Origin of the sequence: Winogradskyella forsetii (genome assembly GCF_013394595.1) — a bacterium.
Lineage (GTDB): Bacteria > Bacteroidota > Bacteroidia > Flavobacteriales > Flavobacteriaceae > Winogradskyella > Winogradskyella forsetii.
This window is the reverse complement of the sequence record NZ_CP053348.1, coordinates 3,817,653-3,835,055: the sequence shown is the minus strand read 5'-3', so window position 1 is coordinate 3,835,055 and position 17,403 is coordinate 3,817,653. Positions and strand designations below refer to the sequence as shown.

General features: G+C 35.5%; 10 protein-coding genes. 3 read left to right on the top strand and 7 right to left on the bottom strand.

Features of this window, described 5'->3' with window-relative positions; translation table 11 throughout:
* Positions 1–44: 44 nt before the first annotated feature.
* The 5 genes from polA to HM987_RS16410 all read right to left on the bottom strand — a co-directional run bounded on the left by polA (position 45) and on the right by HM987_RS16410 (position 10,425).
* Positions 45–2,909 (bottom strand): DNA polymerase I, encoded by a 2,865-nt coding sequence (polA, locus tag HM987_RS16430; RefSeq protein ID WP_179009107.1) that lies wholly within the window; start codon positions 2,907–2,909, stop codon positions 45–47.
* Positions 2,910–3,049: 140 nt separating this feature from the next.
* Positions 3,050–3,589, bottom strand: a complete 540-nt coding sequence (locus tag HM987_RS16425) for a cupin domain-containing protein (RefSeq protein ID WP_179009106.1) — start codon at positions 3,587–3,589, stop codon at positions 3,050–3,052.
* Between the two features lie 11 nt (positions 3,590–3,600).
* Positions 3,601–6,057 carry a beta strand repeat-containing protein gene (locus tag HM987_RS16420; RefSeq protein ID WP_179009105.1) on the bottom strand — a complete coding sequence of 819 codons (2,457 nt, stop codon included), beginning with the start codon at positions 6,055–6,057 and terminating at the stop codon, positions 3,601–3,603.
* A 33-nt stretch (positions 6,058–6,090) separates the two neighbouring features.
* Positions 6,091–6,288 (bottom strand): hypothetical protein, encoded by a 198-nt coding sequence (locus HM987_RS16415; RefSeq protein WP_179009104.1) that lies wholly within the window; start codon positions 6,286–6,288, stop codon positions 6,091–6,093.
* Between the two features lie 156 nt (positions 6,289–6,444).
* A complete protein-coding gene (locus HM987_RS16410) occupies positions 6,445–10,425 on the bottom strand; it encodes a hybrid sensor histidine kinase/response regulator transcription factor (protein ID WP_179009103.1) in 3,981 nt (1,326 codons plus the stop codon).
* Between the two features lie 197 nt (positions 10,426–10,622).
* On the opposite strand from HM987_RS16410, the gene HM987_RS16405 reads away from it, so the two are divergent.
* On the top strand, positions 10,623–11,552 hold the full coding sequence (locus HM987_RS16405) for an isoaspartyl peptidase/L-asparaginase family protein (RefSeq protein WP_179009102.1): 930 nt from the start codon (positions 10,623–10,625) through the stop codon (positions 11,550–11,552).
* A gap of 97 nt (positions 11,553–11,649) precedes the next feature.
* On the opposite strand, the gene HM987_RS16400 is transcribed toward HM987_RS16405, so the two are convergent.
* On the bottom strand, positions 11,650–12,513 hold the full coding sequence (locus tag HM987_RS16400; RefSeq protein WP_179009101.1) for a cyanophycinase: 864 nt from the start codon (positions 12,511–12,513) through the stop codon (positions 11,650–11,652).
* A 99-nt stretch (positions 12,514–12,612) separates the two neighbouring features.
* Here HM987_RS16400 and cphA point away from each other — a divergent pair, with 99 nt between their 5' ends.
* Complete coding sequence (cphA, locus tag HM987_RS16395) at positions 12,613–15,255, top strand: cyanophycin synthetase (protein ID WP_179009100.1); 2,643 nt, start codon at positions 12,613–12,615, stop codon at positions 15,253–15,255.
* A gap of 149 nt (positions 15,256–15,404) precedes the next feature.
* On the opposite strand, the gene HM987_RS16390 is transcribed toward cphA, so the two are convergent.
* On the bottom strand, positions 15,405–15,665 hold the full coding sequence (locus tag HM987_RS16390; RefSeq protein ID WP_179009099.1) for a hypothetical protein: 261 nt from the start codon (positions 15,663–15,665) through the stop codon (positions 15,405–15,407).
* Between the two features lie 276 nt (positions 15,666–15,941).
* Here HM987_RS16390 and HM987_RS16385 point away from each other — a divergent pair, with 276 nt between their 5' ends.
* Positions 15,942–17,354 (top strand): aldehyde dehydrogenase family protein, encoded by a 1,413-nt coding sequence (locus HM987_RS16385; RefSeq protein WP_179009098.1) that lies wholly within the window; start codon positions 15,942–15,944, stop codon positions 17,352–17,354.
* The last annotated feature ends 49 nt before the right edge of the window (positions 17,355–17,403 follow it).

The window sequence follows — 17,403 nt, the reverse complement described above, 5'->3', positions numbered from 1 at the left end:
TTTAAAAAAAAACAAATTCATATATTTTTATTTTGAAAGAAAAATCAATGCGCCTCCAACCAATTCACACCTGTATCAATTTCGACATCCAAAGGAACATCCATTTTATAAGCATTTTCCATCTCAGTTTTGATCAAAGTCTTGAGTTCTTCAAGTTCTGGTTTGTAAACATCAAACACCAATTCATCATGGACTTGTAAGAGCATTTTCGATTTATAATTGCCTGCTTCTAGTTTGTTATAAATATTGATCATGGCAATTTTAATAATATCTGCAGCACTTCCTTGTATCGGTGCATTTACGGCATTTCGTTCTGCAGCACCTCTAACCACAGCGTTGCGTGAGTTGATATCCTTTAAATAACGACGACGGCCCAAAACGGTTTGCACATAACCATTATCCCTTGCAAAATCTACTTGCTTGCCCATATAGGCTTTGAGTTTGGGATAGGTTTCGTAATACGTGTCTATGAGTTCTTTGGCTTCGCCACGTGATAAATCGGTTTGGTTACTTAACCCGAAAGCAGACACACCATAAATTATTCCGAAGTTGACCGTTTTGGCATTACTTCGTTGTTCCCTGGTGACTTCATCTAATGATACATTAAATACTTTTGAAGCGGTAGAGGCATGAATATCCTCGCCATTCTTAAACGCTTCAATCATTGTTTCCTCTTCACTTAAAGCCGCAATAATCCGTAATTCAATTTGCGAATAATCGGCAGCGAGCAAAGTATAATCTTCATTTCTTGGTACAAACGCTTTTCGCACTTGGCGACCACGTTCGGTTCGGATGGGAATGTTCTGTAAATTAGGATTATTACTACTCAAACGACCTGTAGCAGCAACTGTTTGCATATAATCGGTGTGGACTCTGCTTGTTGAAGGTTCTACTTGTAATGGTAGCGCATCAACATACGTACTCTTCAATTTTGAAAGTCCTCTAAAATCTAAAATTTTCTGAATAATATCGTGGTCTTTTGCCAAATAACTCAATACGTCTTCGGCTGTGGAATATTGACCTGTTTTGGTTTTCTTGGGCTTATCAACGAGTTTCATCTTTTCGAACAAAATAATCCCTAGTTGCTTTGGCGAGGCGATGTTGAATTCTTCTCCTGCGGTTGCATAAATTTCCTGTTCAAGATTTGATATATCATTGTTGAGCTGTTCGGATAAGGAATTCAGGAATTCGGTATCTAAATTAATACCTTCCAATTCCATAGCTGCCAAAACCCGCAACAACGGAATTTCAATATCATCAAACAATTTTTGGGTATTGGCTTCACCTAGTTCGGTTTGAAAATGTTCTTTTAATTGCAAGGTAATATCTGCATCTTCAACCGCATATTCCGTTTGTTTTTCTAGAGGCACCTCTCGCATGGACAATTGGTTTTTGCCTTTTTTGCCAATGAGTTCTGTTATGGAAATAGGTGTATAGTTCAAATAGGTTTCTGCCAAAACATCCATACCATGTCGCATATCTGGATTGATAAGGTAATGTGCTAACATGGTGTCGAAAAGCTTTCCTTTAACATCCACATTGTATTTAGCTAAAACCTTAATGTCATATTTTAAATTCTGACCAATTTTTTCAATGTTTTCATTTTCGAAAAATGGTCTTAATATTTCAATTAAGTTTTGGGCTTCAGATTTATCTTCTGGAAAAGGTACGTAAAACCCTTTACCAACTTCCCATGAAAATGCGATACCAACTAATTCTGCAGTTAAAGGATTTAGGCCAGTGGTTTCCGTATCAAAACAAACCGATGTTTGGTTCATTAAGTTTTTGACAAACAATTTAGTGGCCATACCAGATGCTACACTTTGATAAAAATGTGAATAGGTTTGAGAGGTTTTACGAGCATTTTCTGAAACGTTTTGGTTTTGGTCGCTGGGTGTAGTTGAAGCGCCAAACAATGAAAATTGTCCAGCACCTGCATTAGAGCTTGAACTTGAGGCTGAATTTGACGAGGACTTCTTGATTGGACTCGAAGTGACAGTTTTTGAAGTGGAGGTTGACTCTTCTTGAGGTGCAAAGGTCTTTAAGAAGTTATCGGTCAATCGTCTAAACTCTAATTCCTGAAAAATTTCCTTTACTTTTTCAACATCTGGATGATCAAGTTCAAAATCTTTGGCATTAAACTCTACAGGAACATCTAGCATAATAGTTGCCAGTTGTTTTGATAGCAAGCCAAGCTCTTTATTGGCCTCAATCTTTTCTTTCATTTTTCCTTTTAGCTCATGTGTATTTGCTAAAAGGTTTTCCATACTGCCATAAGCCTTTAAAAATTTCTTGGCTGTTTTTTCGCCAACACCAGGTAATCCAGGAATGTTATCCGACGAATCTCCCATCATACCTAAAAAGTCTATGACTTGCATTGGTTCTGTGACTTCAAATTTTTTCTGAACCTCAGGGATGCCCCAAGTTTCATAACCGCCACCAAAAACTGGTCGGTACATAAAAATATTGTCAGTTACCAATTGTGCAAAATCCTTGTCCGGAGTTACCATAAAAGTTTTATAGCCTTCTTTTTCGGCTTGTCTAGAAAGTGTACCAATAACGTCATCAGCCTCGTAACCTTCCTTTACCATGATGGGAATGTGCATGGCTTCCAAAATATTGCAGATATGTGGAATGGCAGTTCTTATCCCTTCTGGTGTTTCATCTCTGTTGGCTTTATATTCCTCATACATTTCTACCCGATCTACACTTCCACCTTTATCAAAACAAACGGCCAGATGGTCTGGGCGCTCACGTTTGATAACGTCTAAAAGAGAATTCATAAATCCCATAATGGCTGAGGTATCTTCGCCTTTAGAATTTATTCTTGGATTTTTTATAAAGGCATAATAGCCTCGAAAAATAAGGGCATAGGCATCAACTAGAAAAAGGCGCTTTTGGTCTGACATGTTGCTTAATTTTGAAGTTTATAAAGCTACAAAACTTAAACCTTGATATGAAAGAATGGTTTATTAAATAATGAACAAAAAGAAAGCCGTTCCCTACTCCGGCTTTCTTCGTTCAAAAAATATAATTGAAGACAATCCAATTATGTCATAAATGTGAGTCCGTATTTACCACATATTTCTGAAACCACTTTGAAGTCTGGTGGTCCAGAAGGTAAATCGTTTAGTTCTTTGAACATTAATTCAATTCCGGCAGGAAAGGCACTGGTTATCATATGTGCTTTTTCTGTGCCTACTACTTTCCATGAATGCGGAATATTTTTGGGGGCAAAAGCAACATCACCAGCTTTGAGTACCGTAGTTTTACCATCTACCATGATTTCAATTTCTCCTTTAATCACTCTAAATATTTCATCTTCTTTGGTATGGATGTGAGGTGGAATGCCTACACCAGGTTCTACATCATCTACCCATTCTACAATTTGATTGTTAGTGTCACTGCCCACAAGCTTATGCGTTTGAATATCACCAATAACATTTAAGCGAGTCCCATCGTTATTTCTAATGATTTTTCCTTTTAAATTACCTGTTAATGTTTTTAAATGCTTTGTGATTGAAAAATTTGGAATTAACGCTAAGAGGCTGATTCCGCCCAATGATTTTAAAAAGTTTTGTCGTTTCATATCGGTTGTTTTTATAATTGTTCAATTTCAAAAAATGTAGCTCTTGAGTTAGCTTGAATGGTTGCTCCAATGGCTGGACGGTTAAATGCAATATCTAAGGTGTCTCCTGCTGCGAGACTCAAAATACTTGTGATTTGTCTTACGATTTGTCCATTACCTGTATGATTGTATTCTGCTCGTCTTTCCTGTGTGCCATTTACACGAATACGAACATCGAAAGTTCCGGTTCCGGTTGAAGCATCCATTGTAATTTGAGCAGTAACGCGATAAATGGCAGTTTCAGGTATTTCGTACGCGTCGGTTGTCATGTTAAAATTGCTACCAATATCAAATTGTGCGGCATCAAAATTAACTTTTGTGATGCCACTTCCGGTTTCGGTTTGTGAAGCACTCATGAATAGTCGTGCGATTGCCTTTTGTGGGTTTAGACCGGAGAGGTCTACAATTTGAGGAGGTTGCCCATCGTCTTCTATTTCGAGCGTTAGTTCATTAGTTGACGAGTTAAAGCTAAAAGAGTCTATTTGCTGGTTGTCGGTGTTAGTTGTCGGGTTTTGCCAAGTCACATTTCCTAAGCCATCGGTTTGCATGACTTGTCCGTTTGTACCTCTAGAGTTTGGTAAACTGTATGTATTGCCTGAAGTAGTTCCTAGAGAAACTTCACCCAAAAAGTAAGCGGCATATCCATTAGTTGTGAGAACGTTTGAATAAACTCCATACTCTGTACCAACGATGTCTTCAGGAATGTAAATTTCCAAGCCATAAATATTACTTGATCCAGTTGCGTATTTGGCAATATCGACATTGGTATCGCCAAGTTCATTAAATACCGATATACCTGATCGTGAAGCTAAAGAATATGGATCATTTACAGAGATGTTCATAGCATTACCACGTTGTGCACTGTGATATATATCCACAAAATTATCACTACTAAAGACGTCATTGCCAATTCTAATTGTATTTTGATTGATAAGAGAATTAAGACTGAATTTATAATTGGTAGCTCCTATTAAACCGATACTTATTTCTCCGTCATTTTGAATTCTAAACGATTCGTTTCCATTTACTGAATAGGCTGTTACCGCGTTTGATGGGCTAAAAAAACCGGTGTTTATATCTTTAAAAAATATACTTGGATCTGCAGCAGTACCATTATCAAATTGAATTTCATCCATGACGCTCATATCATCTGGATTCAGATAATAATTAGTATCATCCCAATCGATAATATTATTGCTTATATAAATATTATTATTTGTAGCATTAGTATTTCCAATGTAAACATCACCACTTTGCCTTTCAATATTTGCACCTACAGGTACCCAGTCACTATCGTCAGTTAAACTTGCTAAATTTACTGAAGTTCCTGTCCCATTTTGAATGCCTAGGTTAAGCGTTGTTCCTGTGAGTGTTGCTGCGGTTAGGTTTTGGTTGTCAGTGCCAGTGCCATCTCCAACAGTATTTTGGAAACTAACATTTCCAGAACCATCTGTTGTTAGAACTTGACCATTTGTGCCATCTGTGGATGGAAAGGCATAACCCGTTATTGTTGGGTTTCCTATTTGAAGTTCACCATTTGTTCTTAAAATATTATTATCGAATTCACCATAAATTAGAGCATTATTAGAATCTGAATTAGAGTTTTCTATGTATAATTTTTCTGAACCTGTTTCAAAATAACCCGATTGATAACCGATAAAAACATTATTGCTTCCTGTAGTATTGGTGTAACCTGAGCTAGAACCTAAAGCTACGTTTCGATCTCCTGAATTATTATTTAATAAAGTCCAGTACCCTAGAGCAATATTATAATTACCATTTGTGTTAGAGTTTAAAGCGGCAAAACCTATTGCTGAATTAAAACTTCCTGATGTATTGGCTGATAGTGTGGTATTTCCAAAAGCAGCATTATCAACTCCACTTAAATTATCAGATAAACTACCAGCACCTGTAGCTGTATTATTCATACCACTTGTGTTAGCTTGCATGGCTTGATTACCAATAGCTGTATTTCCCCAACTAAAAGTATTACTCTGCAAGGCTTGAAACCCTATGCCAACATTTCGGTTGTTAGAGCTGTCGTCATTAGCACCAGCATCAACTCCTAAAAATAAAGAAGACCCATCATCACTACCATCGTTATCACTTTTGCCGTCATTTAAATCGTTTATTTGTTTGGCTCCAGCAATACTATTCCATGATGTCGTTGCCTGATTCCAATAATAAAAGCCTTTTGCTGCTGTGCCATTTCCGGTTACAAAAACCATCATTCCATCCTGGTCTGTTGAGGGATTTGAAGTTGGAAAATTATCTATTCTAGGTATCAAAATACCGTCTTCATTGGTTGGTGTTGTTGTATTGGAAGCTGAAATATCTAAACTAGCCTTTGGGTTTGTATTACCAACTCCAACTTGTGAAAAGGCAAAACAGGATAAAATTAAGAATAGGGTAATTGTAAATGTCTTCATAATAATAGTAGGGAATTAATTGAACCTGTAAGATTAAAGTTTAAACTCTACATCAAATACGTTTCTTACATCTCTAATTATTCTATTGGTATAATATAAAAGGCCAAGGAAGATTTCAGTTCCGCCAAGAATAAAAGGATTGATATTTCCAAATAGTTGAAGGGAAATATGACCAGCTAAAAAGCTAGAATTAATGATGAGTAAAGAGACCAGAAGGGTTGAAGTTTTCATGATACAACGTGTTAATGATTAATAGCTTCACAAACTTATTGTAACACTCAAAAAATGGTCTTGATTATTTTTTCAAAAACGGGTAGTATTTTTTCAAATGGAAGAAAAATGACAGGGAATATATATTCATTTTCAATATAAAAAACTAAAAATTAGTTAGTTACGGAATTCTGTTGGGCTTTGGTCATATTCTTCCTTAAAAGCCTTGCTGAACCAGTTTGGATCGTTAAATCCTGTGGCATAAGCGATTTCTGAAACCGATAATTGCGTAGTTTTTAATAGTTTTTTGGCTTTATCCAGTCTTACTTTTCGAATAAAAATAGCTGTACTGGTATTGGAAATAGCTTTGAGTTTTCTATAAAGTTGCGAGTCACTCATTGCCATAAATTTGGCTAGTTCTGTTGCACCAAAATTAGAATCGTCTAGATGTTTATGGACAGCATCGATAACTGTATTGAGAAAGATAAGGTTCTTGTCCGTAGTTTCTTTTTTTCGCTCTGTTTGTTTGACAACCGTATTTACCGTATAGTTTTCCTGAAGTTTTTTACGTTTTGCAATGAGCATTTGTATACGTAATCTTAATTCTTTTTTTTGAAAAGGTTTAGTTATATAAGCATCTGCACCACTCGTAATGCCTTCTAGTTTGTCCTCTTGCAAGGCTTTAGAGGTGAGCATTATAATAGGAATGTGGTTGGTATTAGTGTTGGTCTGCAATTTTTGGGTCAATTGATAGCCATCCATTATGGGCATCATCACATCGGTTATTATAATATCTGGAATGTTAGCTTCAGCAAGTTCTAGACCTTCTTTTCCATTTTTTGCAAAACTCACTTTATAACCTGTCTGTAAGCAAGAAGCAATAAAGCGGGCCATGTCTGCATTGTCTTCAACAATTAATACCGTGTTTGAATCTTCGTCTGCGATGCTGTCATCCAATTGAGGTACAACGGTGCCTAGCGTCATCTGTTTTTGTAAGTGCATCAGTTCTTTGTCTTCGGCTTTATTGGTAATAGGTAAGATGATAGAAAAGGTTGTGCCTTGATTTAATTCTGAAGTGACGTCAATAGAGCCATTTAATAGTTCTACCAATTCTTTGGTCAATGCCAAACCAACTCCTGTGCCTTGTGAAACCTTATGCGCTGTATTTTCAACTTGATAAAAACGGTCGAAAATAAAAGGTAATTCTTCCTTCGAAATGCCACAGCCTTCATCTCTAACCTCTATTTTAAGTTTGCTGTTTAACTTATACATCTTAATTTCAATTTTAGAATTTTCTGGTGAAAACTTTAAAGCATTAGAAATAAGGTTGGTAAGAATCTGACGCATTTTTTCAGCATCAAAATCCATAACAATTTCATCTTGTTTTGTACTAAATCTTAAGTTGATACGCTTATCTGAAGCGATGCTCACAAAACTATTAACGATTTGTTTTGAAAATGAAACAATATCATGTTGAATGAGATTTAAGTTGAGTTGGCCTTTTTCCAATTTTGCCAAATCTAGCATCTGATTAACCAAATTGAGCAAATTATTACTGTTTTGTTCAATGGTGTCTAGAGAAGTGCCAACATTTTCCTTTTCTGTAAAATGTTTTTTTAAATTATCAAGATAGCCTAGTATAATGGTCAATGGTGTTCTAAATTCGTGGGTGATGTTGGTAATGAAACGCGATTTCAAATTATCTAATTCCTGTAACCGTTTAGATTCCTGTCCTGCAATTTGACGTTGTAACCTTGAGGTGTAAAATGCGTACACAATACCCAGAAAACTTAACAAATATAGTAGATAGGCCAAATTGCTTTTGTACCAAGGAGGTATTACGATAATAGCAAGTTGTAAAGGATCTGTTTTCCAAATCTGGTTTCTAGACTGTCCCTGAAGCTCAATAGTATGTTTTCCCTTTGGTAAATCCAATAATTGAATCTCTCTACTTTCTTTTATGGAATTCCAATCAGAATTATTTAAGCGGTAGACGAATTGTGTGTTCTTTTGAGGTCTTAAATTCAAATCTGAAAATGCTATAGTGCAAGGAAAATCATCATAATTCAAAGTAATGGATTCACTTTCTGTAATACTTGTTTTCAGAACTTTACTATGGGTAACAGGATTGATGATTTGACCTTTTATTCTTAATTCAGTCAATAAAAGTTCGCCTTTAGTATCTAGTTGATCAATTGATTTTGGATTGAAAACATTGAAGCCGTTAATACCGCCAAAATAAAGTTGATGGTTTATTGTGTCATTAAAAGAAGCGCCTAAATTAAACTCAGTGCTTTGTACACCATCCTTAATGGTAAATTGGGTAAACCGTTCTTTGTGCTTATCAAATTTAAAAAGACCAGAGTTGGTAGATACCCAAAGATTAGACATTGGATCTTCCAAAATACTATAAACATAAGTGTTGCTCAATCCATGGGATTCATTGTACTGTGTAAAAGTAGCGTCTGCTTTATTGAATTTATGCAATCCGTTTTGGGTTGCTACCCATAAAATACCTTCTTTATCATGGTGAGTGTGTAAAGTCGTATTGCTTTTTAATGACGCTGGGTTTGTTTTGTCCGCTTTATAAACTGTAAATAATGGTTTGGAATAGGTGGAATCATTATATTCAAGATTATTAAGCCCATTTTCAGATGTAATCCAATAATTTGAGTCTACATCTTGAGTCATATTAAAGGTAAAATTAGAACTTATTGAATTTTTATTGGGATCATATAGGTACCTTTTAAAAGTATAATTGTTATCATCTAAGTTACCTGTGAATCTATTGATGCCACCACCATATGTAGTTACCCAAATGGACTTATTGTGATCTAGGTAAACACTTCTAGTTTTATTATCACTGAGGGAGTTTATATTATCTTTTTCAGAAAAGAGCGAAATGATTTTAGGATGCTCGGGATCAAAATTGTTGAGATCTAACACGGATACGCCTTTTGTAGTTGCTAGCCATAAGTTGTTCTTAGCGTCTAGGGTCATCCCTCTTATCACATTATATGCCAATGCCTGTGATGTGTTTTCCTTGGTGATGTAAGTAATATTATTAGAGGTGTCAATACAATTTAGGCCATCCCTGGTTCCAATAAATGTGTAAGCTTCTGTTTTTAAAATCGAAAAAACATAATTGTTGTTAATAGCCGGAGAAGACAATGAATTAATAGTTTTAAAAACAGGGGCTTTTAAAGAAGCGACATCTAAATTATTAGTACCTATCCAAATTAAATCATTATCTATTAATATGTCGTAAACGCGATTAGAGGTTATAGAATTGATATTATCCTTATCGCCTTTATATATTAAAACATTTTCAAACTGCTGGTTTTTAGAGTTAAAATCTTTTAGGATGTAAAGACCATTATCAGTTCCTACATATAAAATATTGTTTTTGGAAGTCAGCGATTCTATAACTAAGCTTTCTTTGAGTTGATTGTTGTATTGTTTAAGCTGTAGATTAGTTAATTCGCTAGTATGTGGTACTAATTGAAAAAGACCAATTGAGGTGCCAATTAAAAGTTTGCTGTTAAAGCCATACATTTCGTTGATAATGCCAAGTGAACCATCCAAAATTAATTCTTCTAACTTTAAAGCTTTTTTATCGTTAAGATTCACTTTGAAAATACGGCCATCTGCTGAGCCTAAATACAAAATATCATCAATAATTAGCGATGCTGATAATAGCAGCGTCTCGTCATCATGAGTTCTAATAGTTTTACTCTTATAGCGTTTTCCTGATTTATCAAAAACAAAGATTCCATTGTTTAGAGAGGTTGCATATACAGTGCCTTCATTATCTTTTGATAGACTGGTGCAGTTTCCTGTATTGAAATTTGTTGTTGTAAACACATCCGTTTTAGGATTGTAATAGCAAACACCATTGTTAGCAGTGGCAATCCAAATGGTACCGTCTTTGTTTTCAACAATATCGTTTATAAATTTTCCGGAAACAGCTAAAGAATCTGACTCATTTTTTCTGAAGACACGAAATGTGTTGCCGTCAAAACGATTTAAACCATCTTGAGTACCTAACCATAAAAATCCTTTTGAGTCTTTCAAAATACATCTGATGGTTTGCTGTGATAAACCCTTTTCTAATCCGTAATGATAAAAGCTTAAATCTTGCGCAAAGAGCGAAGGCATATTTAAAATTATGACAAGTATGAAATAAAAATAGTTATGCTTCATTAGGTTATTTGCAATTATTTCTAATAAAAATACATAAAATTCACTTTACGCTTATTTCTAAATCTAATTAGATATTAATTCTGTTTTTAGCAATGTTGAATCTTTTTAGTAAAAATCAAAAACGTATTTTTGGATTTCGAAACTTAACTTAAATGAAGACATTGTCAATAGCCATACACGGAGGAGCAGGAACTTTAATAAAAGGTTTGATGACTCAAGAATTAGAAGCAGAATATAGAGCGGCATTAAAAGTAGCTAGAGATGCTGGTTTTGAAGTTTTGCAAGATGGAGGTAGTGCGGTAGATGCTGTCGAAAAATCCGTTAAATTATTAGAAAATACGCCTTTGTTTAATGCAGGCAAAGGTTCTGTTTTTACGGCTAATGGCACACATGAAATGGATGCTGCCATCATGGAAGGTGAAAATCTCAAAGCTGGTGCAGTTTCACTTATAACTGGAATAAAAAATCCGGTGTCTTTAGCGCGAGATGTCATGGAGAAAAGTTATCATGTTTTTTTAGCGGGTGATGGTGCCATGCGATTTGCAAAAGATCAAGGGTATGAGATTAAAAGTCCTGACTATTTTTATGATGAAGTACGCTACCAACAATGGCAAAGTATTAAAGATACCGAGGGGTTTCAATTAGATCACAGCGTAAAAAAGGATGGAAAATTTGGTACTGTTGGAGCAGTGGCATGCGACAAAAATGGAAATGTGGCAGCAGCGACATCCACAGGTGGCATGACTAATAAAAAATGGGGTAGAATTGGTGATAGTCCAATAATTGGAGCAGGAAATTACGCAAACAATAAAACCTGTGCTGTTAGCTGTACAGGTAGTGGTGAATTTTTTATAAGGGGTGTAGTTGCTTACGACGTTTCTTGTTTAATGGAACATAAAGGCATGAGTTTAGAAGCAGCTTCAAACGAAGCCATCCATAAAAGAATCCTTGAAATAAAAGGAGACGGCGGGTTAATCGCTGTAGATTCTAATGGCAATATCGCTATGCCGTTTAATACGGAAGGTATGTATAGAGCCGCTAAATCTTCTAAAGGAATAGATATTATTTCTATTTATAAGTGACAAATTTCTGCGAAGGTAGAAATCTCATGAGGTAGAAAAATAAAATTTTAAGAGTATATGAAACGTTCATGAGATTCCTTTTTTCAAAGGGATTTTGTTAAATAAAAGGAGCTTCTATCGGTAATACCTTTACCTTTCTTTTTTGAATATTATACTGATCTCCATTAGAAAGCACATGTATGGTTAAATTGGCCATGGTCATCGGAGTCCCTTCTTGCAGTATTTTTTGGTTATTATGGGTAAGATTGCCACCATCAAATACAATAGACATTCCAGAACCTATAATGGTACAGTCTTCACCATTTTTAATTATCATTCCGGTGTCTTCTGCTAAACCGATACCAATTAAATTTGGGAATTTTGCAACGGCTTCAGAGATGCGACCAAAACGACCTCGTTGAATAAAATGGGTATCAATAATTAATTCAGGAATTAGACTTAAACCTTTTCTCATCAGTACAGCTCCCTTTTTAAAAGCTTTAGTACTACTACCACCAGCAATCATTTCTTTAGCCATCGCCATAGCACCTGCACTTGTACCCGCAATAACAAATCCGGAATCATTTTTATAACGATTACTTAAGAGCTTATGCAGTTTTGTGTTGCCTATATATTTTGATATTTTAGATTGATTACCACCAGAAAACATAACGCAGTTTGCATTTTCTACACTCTTAAGAACGCTTGTGTTTTCTGCATCTGCTATGGATCTGATGTTTAAAACCTCAATATTTTTACATCCTAAAGTAGAGAAAGCTGTTGTATAGTTTTCACCAACTTCGATAGGAATACTTGATGCCGTTGGAATAACTACAATTTTAGCATCAATACCACCAGCTTCTTCCACAACATGTGCTAAAATACCTTCCTCGATATAATCTAGACGATGAATTTCGTCATCTTCAAATCCTTTGTCCTCGTTTCCGCCAATTGGAATCAGAGTTCCTTTAATCTTCTGCATAATTTTATTCTAAAAATATAGCGCAAAAATAAGATAATTTTTTTATTGGAATTGTCTATATTTATGATCTTTCAATAACAAAATCAAATACCAGCCTATATGAAGATACGCGAAATCAATGCCATGAGAGGACCAAATTATTGGTCGATTAGAAGACATAAATTAATAGTTATGGTTCTAGATCTCGAAGAAATGGAAGCTTTACCATCTCATAAAATTGAGGGTTTTCCTGAACGACTGAAAACCATGTTTCCAAGCATGTATTCTCATCGTTGTTCTGAAGGTTGCGAAGGTGGTTTTTTTATGCGTGTTGATGAAGGTACATGGATGGGTCATATCATTGAGCACATTGCGTTAGAGATTCAGACACTTGCTGGTATGGATACTGGTTTTGGCAGAACTAGAGGTTATGGAGAAGAAGGCGTGTATAGTGTGGTCTTCTCTTATATGGAAGAATCTGTTGGGCGCTTTGCCGCTAAAGCTGCAGTGCGCATTTGTGAAGCCTTGATTGCTGGTGAAGCATATGATTTGACTGATGATATTCAGGAAATGAGAGAACTTAGAGAGGCAGATCGTTTAGGCCCAAGTACGGGCTCTATTGTTGAAGAAGCTGAATCTAGGGGAATTCCTTGGATTCGTTTAAATAAATATTCGTTGTGTCAATTGGGTTATGGAGCCAATCAAAAACGTATTCAAGCAACCGTTACTAGTGAAACTAGCAGCATAGGTGTAGAGCTTGCATGTGATAAAGAAGATACAAAATATTTATTGGAACAAGCTGAGGTTGAAGTGCCTCGTGGTGATATTATTCGTCGTGAGCGTAGCTTAGAGGAAGCTTGCCGTTATGTTGGTTATCCCTTAGTAATTAAACCAGTAGATGGAAATCATGGTCGCGGAATTACTGTAAATATTCAAAATTATAACGATGCACTTGAGGCATTCAGACAAGCAAAAGAGAGTTCACGCAGTGGTGCAATAATTGTGGAAAAATTTATTACTGGTGAAGATTATAGACTATTAGTTATTAATAATAAGTTAGTTGCAGGTGCTATAAGAACACCGGCACATGTTATTGGTGACGGAAAATCAACAGTTCAAGAATTGATTGATAAAGTCAATAGTGATCCTAGAAGAGGATTTGGACACGAAAATGTGCTGACAAAAATTACAACTAATGAATTGACTCAGACCATTATTAAAGATGCAGGTTACACACTAGAGTCTGTTATTACCGAAGGAGAACGTCTTATTTTAAAGGATACCGCAAATTTAAGTACAGGAGGAACAGCCGAAGATATCACCGATATTATTCATCCTGCTAACGTAAGTATGGCAGAACGTATTTCAAAAATCATCGATTTAGATATTTGTGGTATTGATATAATGACTACTGACATAACCCAGCCCTTATCTGAAACTGGAGGCGCAGTACTTGAAGTTAATGCTGGTCCAGGGTTTAGAATGCACCTAGCACCAACATCCGGATTACCTCGTAATGTTGCCGCTCCTGTAATTGATAAATTATTCCCCAATAAAGGCGATACAGGTCGAATTCCAATTATTGCAACTTCTGGAACTAACGGAAAAACAACCACTACTAGGCTCATTGCTCATATTGCCAAGATGAATGGACACCGAGTTGGTTATACAACAAGTGACGGTGTTTATATTCAGAATAGACTATTAATGACAGGTGATTGTACGGGTCCTGCAAGTGCTGAATTTGTATTAAAAGATCCTACCGTGAATTTTGCGGTTTTAGAATGTGCGCGAGGTGGATTATTGCGAGCAGGTCTAGGATTTAAAAAATGTGATGTGGCAGTGGTTACAAATGTGGCAGCTGACCATTTAGGACTAAAAGGAATTCATACTATAGAACAATTAGCCAAAGTAAAAGCGGTTATTCCAGAAACGGTTTTACCAGAGGGTTATGCCATTTTAAATGCAGATGATGACCTGGTTTATGATATGCGCAGAAATTTAGAGTGTAATGTGGCCTTATTTTCTATGGATGAAAACAACCCAAGAATAAAAGCCCTACAACGCTTAAATGGCATTACAGCGGTTTACGAAAATGGATATGTTACTATATGCAGAGGAGAGTGGAAGATGCGATTAATGAAAGCTGAAGATATTCCTTTAACTTATGGTGGAAAAGCAAAATTTATGATTCAAAATGTACTTGGAGCTGTGCTTGCTGCTCATGTTCAAGGTATAAGTATAGAAGATATGAAAGCCGCTTTAGAAACATTTATTCCCTCAGCTTCGCAAACTCCTGGACGTTTAAACTTATTCGAGTTTAATAATTTCTCGATTCTATTGGATTATGCTCATAATCCTGCAGGAATGCGTGCCTTGCAAAAATTTACAGATGAGCTTGATGCGACGGTAAAAGTTGGAATTATTGCCGGAATAGGCGATAGAAGAGTGGAAGATAATAATGAAATGGGAAGCATCGCTGCTGAAATGTTTGATGAAATTATTATCCGTCAGGATAAACGTCTTAGAGGAAAAACAGAACAGGAACTTATTAAAATGCTAGATGATGGCATAAAAATGAAAGATCCTAATAAGAAAACTACTATTATTCCATCTGAAAAAGAAGCTATTAAATTTGCTGTTAAGAATGCCGTAAAAGGATCACTTATTATATTATGTAGTGATGTGATACCAGATGCACTGGATTTGGTAAAAGAATTCAAAAAGAAAGAAGCTAATGGCGAATTAAATTATGCAGATTAGCAAGTGGTGTTAAACTGAAATTCTATTAAGATTTTAAAACTACTATTTTTAAAATAACACAAAAAAAAGCCGAAATTTGTATTTCGGCTTTCTTGGTTATAGATGGTTAATAGCAAAATATATTGGTTAATAGCATAAATTTTATTGACTTAACAAAGTTTTACAGTTTTAACTCTAATCTGAAGACTTTTTCTGTAAGCTTTAATACTGATAATTTCGTTACTCTTTTTACGATTCATTTTTAAAACCTTAGCTTTAACTTTCGCAGAAATGTTAGTTGTTTTAACTTCTGGCTTAACAGCGTCTTTAGTTTCAACAAGTTCTGTTTCATTATTAACTAAAACGTCTTGTTGTGCATAACCTGCGAAAGACATTGTTAAGAATACTAAGATGATTAAAGCGGTTTTCATAATCGTAGGAAATTATATTTGTTTTAACTTCGAGTCAAAGAAACAGAATAGCTTGGAGGTCGATGAAAAATTTAGATGAAACCGATCGATAATTAGTTAACGGGAATGTTGGAGCTAAAAACTTCGACCAAATACACAAAATGGGCTTGTAGCCCTTTAAAAACATTAATTTTTATGTTAAACAACACTATATTTAGGACGAAAAACACATCTTATTTAATTCTATCGATGAAATACATAAATCCAGCTTCAAAAGCTGAATAACATATACTTAGAATGAGTGATTTTAATGATAATCCCTATTTTGAATTATTTAGCAAACAACAGCAAAATCAATTTGCTATTGGGAATAGCACCTATAAACAAAGGCTTAAGAAATTAAATACACTTCAGTATACTATTGAAGTGACCTACAGAGAACAAATTCAACAGGCTTTGCAAAAAGATTTGGGTAAGCCTGTAGTGGAAACTGAACTTACAGAAATCTATGCCATCATAGGAGATATTAAGCACACTAAAAAGCATTTGAGACAATGGATGCAAAAGCAAAATGTAGAAACGCCACTGTCAATGTTAGGCTCTAGCTCATACATTACATACGAACCTAAAGGGGTTTGTTTAATTATTTCGCCGTGGAACTTTCCTTTTAATTTAACTTTTGGGCCTTTAGTATCTGCCATAGCCGCAGGAAACACTGCGATCATTAAGCCATCTGAAATGACACCAAATTCTTCTGCACTTATGGCAAAGATTATTGAAGATGTATTTGCTAAAGACGAAGTGGCGTTGATTGAAGGGGAAGTTGAGGTTTCAACTGCATTATTGAAATTACCATTCAACCATATCTTTTTTACAGGGTCTCCTAAAGTTGGGAAAATAGTAATGGAAGCGGCATCAAAGCATTTAGCTTCGGTGACTTTGGAACTTGGAGGCAAATCGCCGACCATAGTCGATAAAACCGCGAATCTCGATAAAGCAGCAAAGAAAATAATGTGGGCAAAGTTTTTGAATTGCGGTCAAATCTGTGTCTCGCCAGATTATGTGTTGATAGATGAAAGCGTAAAAGACGAATTCATTACATCTTGTAAAAAATGGCTTCAAACCTTTTATAATGATAATCCAAAAACATCAGATTCCTATGGAAACATAGTAACGGACAAACACTTTGATCGCTTAACTTCTTATCTCGAAAATGCAAAAACACTACACGCTACATTTGAAGTCGGCGGTGAAACAGATAGGTCTTCAAGATATATTGAACCCACTATAATTTCAGATTTAAAGCCTGAAGCGAAACTGTTGGAAGAAGAAATTTTCGGACCTATTTTGCCTATCGTGATTTACGAGAGTTTGGATATGGCTATAGCCTATATCAACTCCAAACCGAGACCATTAGCACTTTATATGTATAGTAAAAGTAAAAAGAATACCAACAAAATATTAGACAACACTAGAGCAGGTGGTAGCTGCATCAATAATAGCGTGCTGCATTATGCGAATCATAACCTACCCTTTGGTGGGACAAACAATAGTGGTATTGGGAAAAGCCATGGTTTTTTTGGCTTTAGGGCGTTTAGCAATGAGCGTTCGGTTTTAAAACAACATACATTCGGCGTTACGGAGTTATTGTTTCCGCCTTATTCTGGTTTTAAGGAGCGGTTGGCTCAGTTAACTATAAGGTGGTTTTGAGATGTGTGGACTTTAACTTATTTAATATTACTATTATTAATTTTTTGGA

What these genes read in the sequence shown, in the direction of transcription:
- polA (WP_179009107.1), bottom strand. Translation starts at nt 2,909, where the DNA reads ATGTCAGACCAAAAGCGCCTTTTTCTAGTTGATGCCTATGCCCTTATT.
- HM987_RS16425 (WP_179009106.1), bottom strand. Translation starts at nt 3,589, where the DNA reads ATGAAACGACAAAACTTTTTAAAATCATTGGGCGGAATCAGCCTCTTA.
- HM987_RS16420 (WP_179009105.1), bottom strand. Translation starts at nt 6,057, where the DNA reads ATGAAGACATTTACAATTACCCTATTCTTAATTTTATCCTGTTTTGCC.
- HM987_RS16415 (WP_179009104.1), bottom strand. Translation starts at nt 6,288, where the DNA reads ATGAAAACTTCAACCCTTCTGGTCTCTTTACTCATCATTAATTCTAGC.
- HM987_RS16410 (WP_179009103.1), bottom strand. Translation starts at nt 10,425, where the DNA reads ATGCCTTCGCTCTTTGCGCAAGATTTAAGCTTTTATCATTACGGATTA.
- HM987_RS16405 (WP_179009102.1), top strand. Translation starts at nt 10,623, where the DNA reads ATGAAGACATTGTCAATAGCCATACACGGAGGAGCAGGAACTTTAATA.
- HM987_RS16400 (WP_179009101.1), bottom strand. Translation starts at nt 12,513, where the DNA reads ATGCAGAAGATTAAAGGAACTCTGATTCCAATTGGCGGAAACGAGGAC.
- cphA (WP_179009100.1), top strand. Translation starts at nt 12,613, where the DNA reads ATGAAGATACGCGAAATCAATGCCATGAGAGGACCAAATTATTGGTCG.
- HM987_RS16390 (WP_179009099.1), bottom strand. Translation starts at nt 15,665, where the DNA reads ATGAAAACCGCTTTAATCATCTTAGTATTCTTAACAATGTCTTTCGCA.
- HM987_RS16385 (WP_179009098.1), top strand. Translation starts at nt 15,942, where the DNA reads ATGAGTGATTTTAATGATAATCCCTATTTTGAATTATTTAGCAAACAA.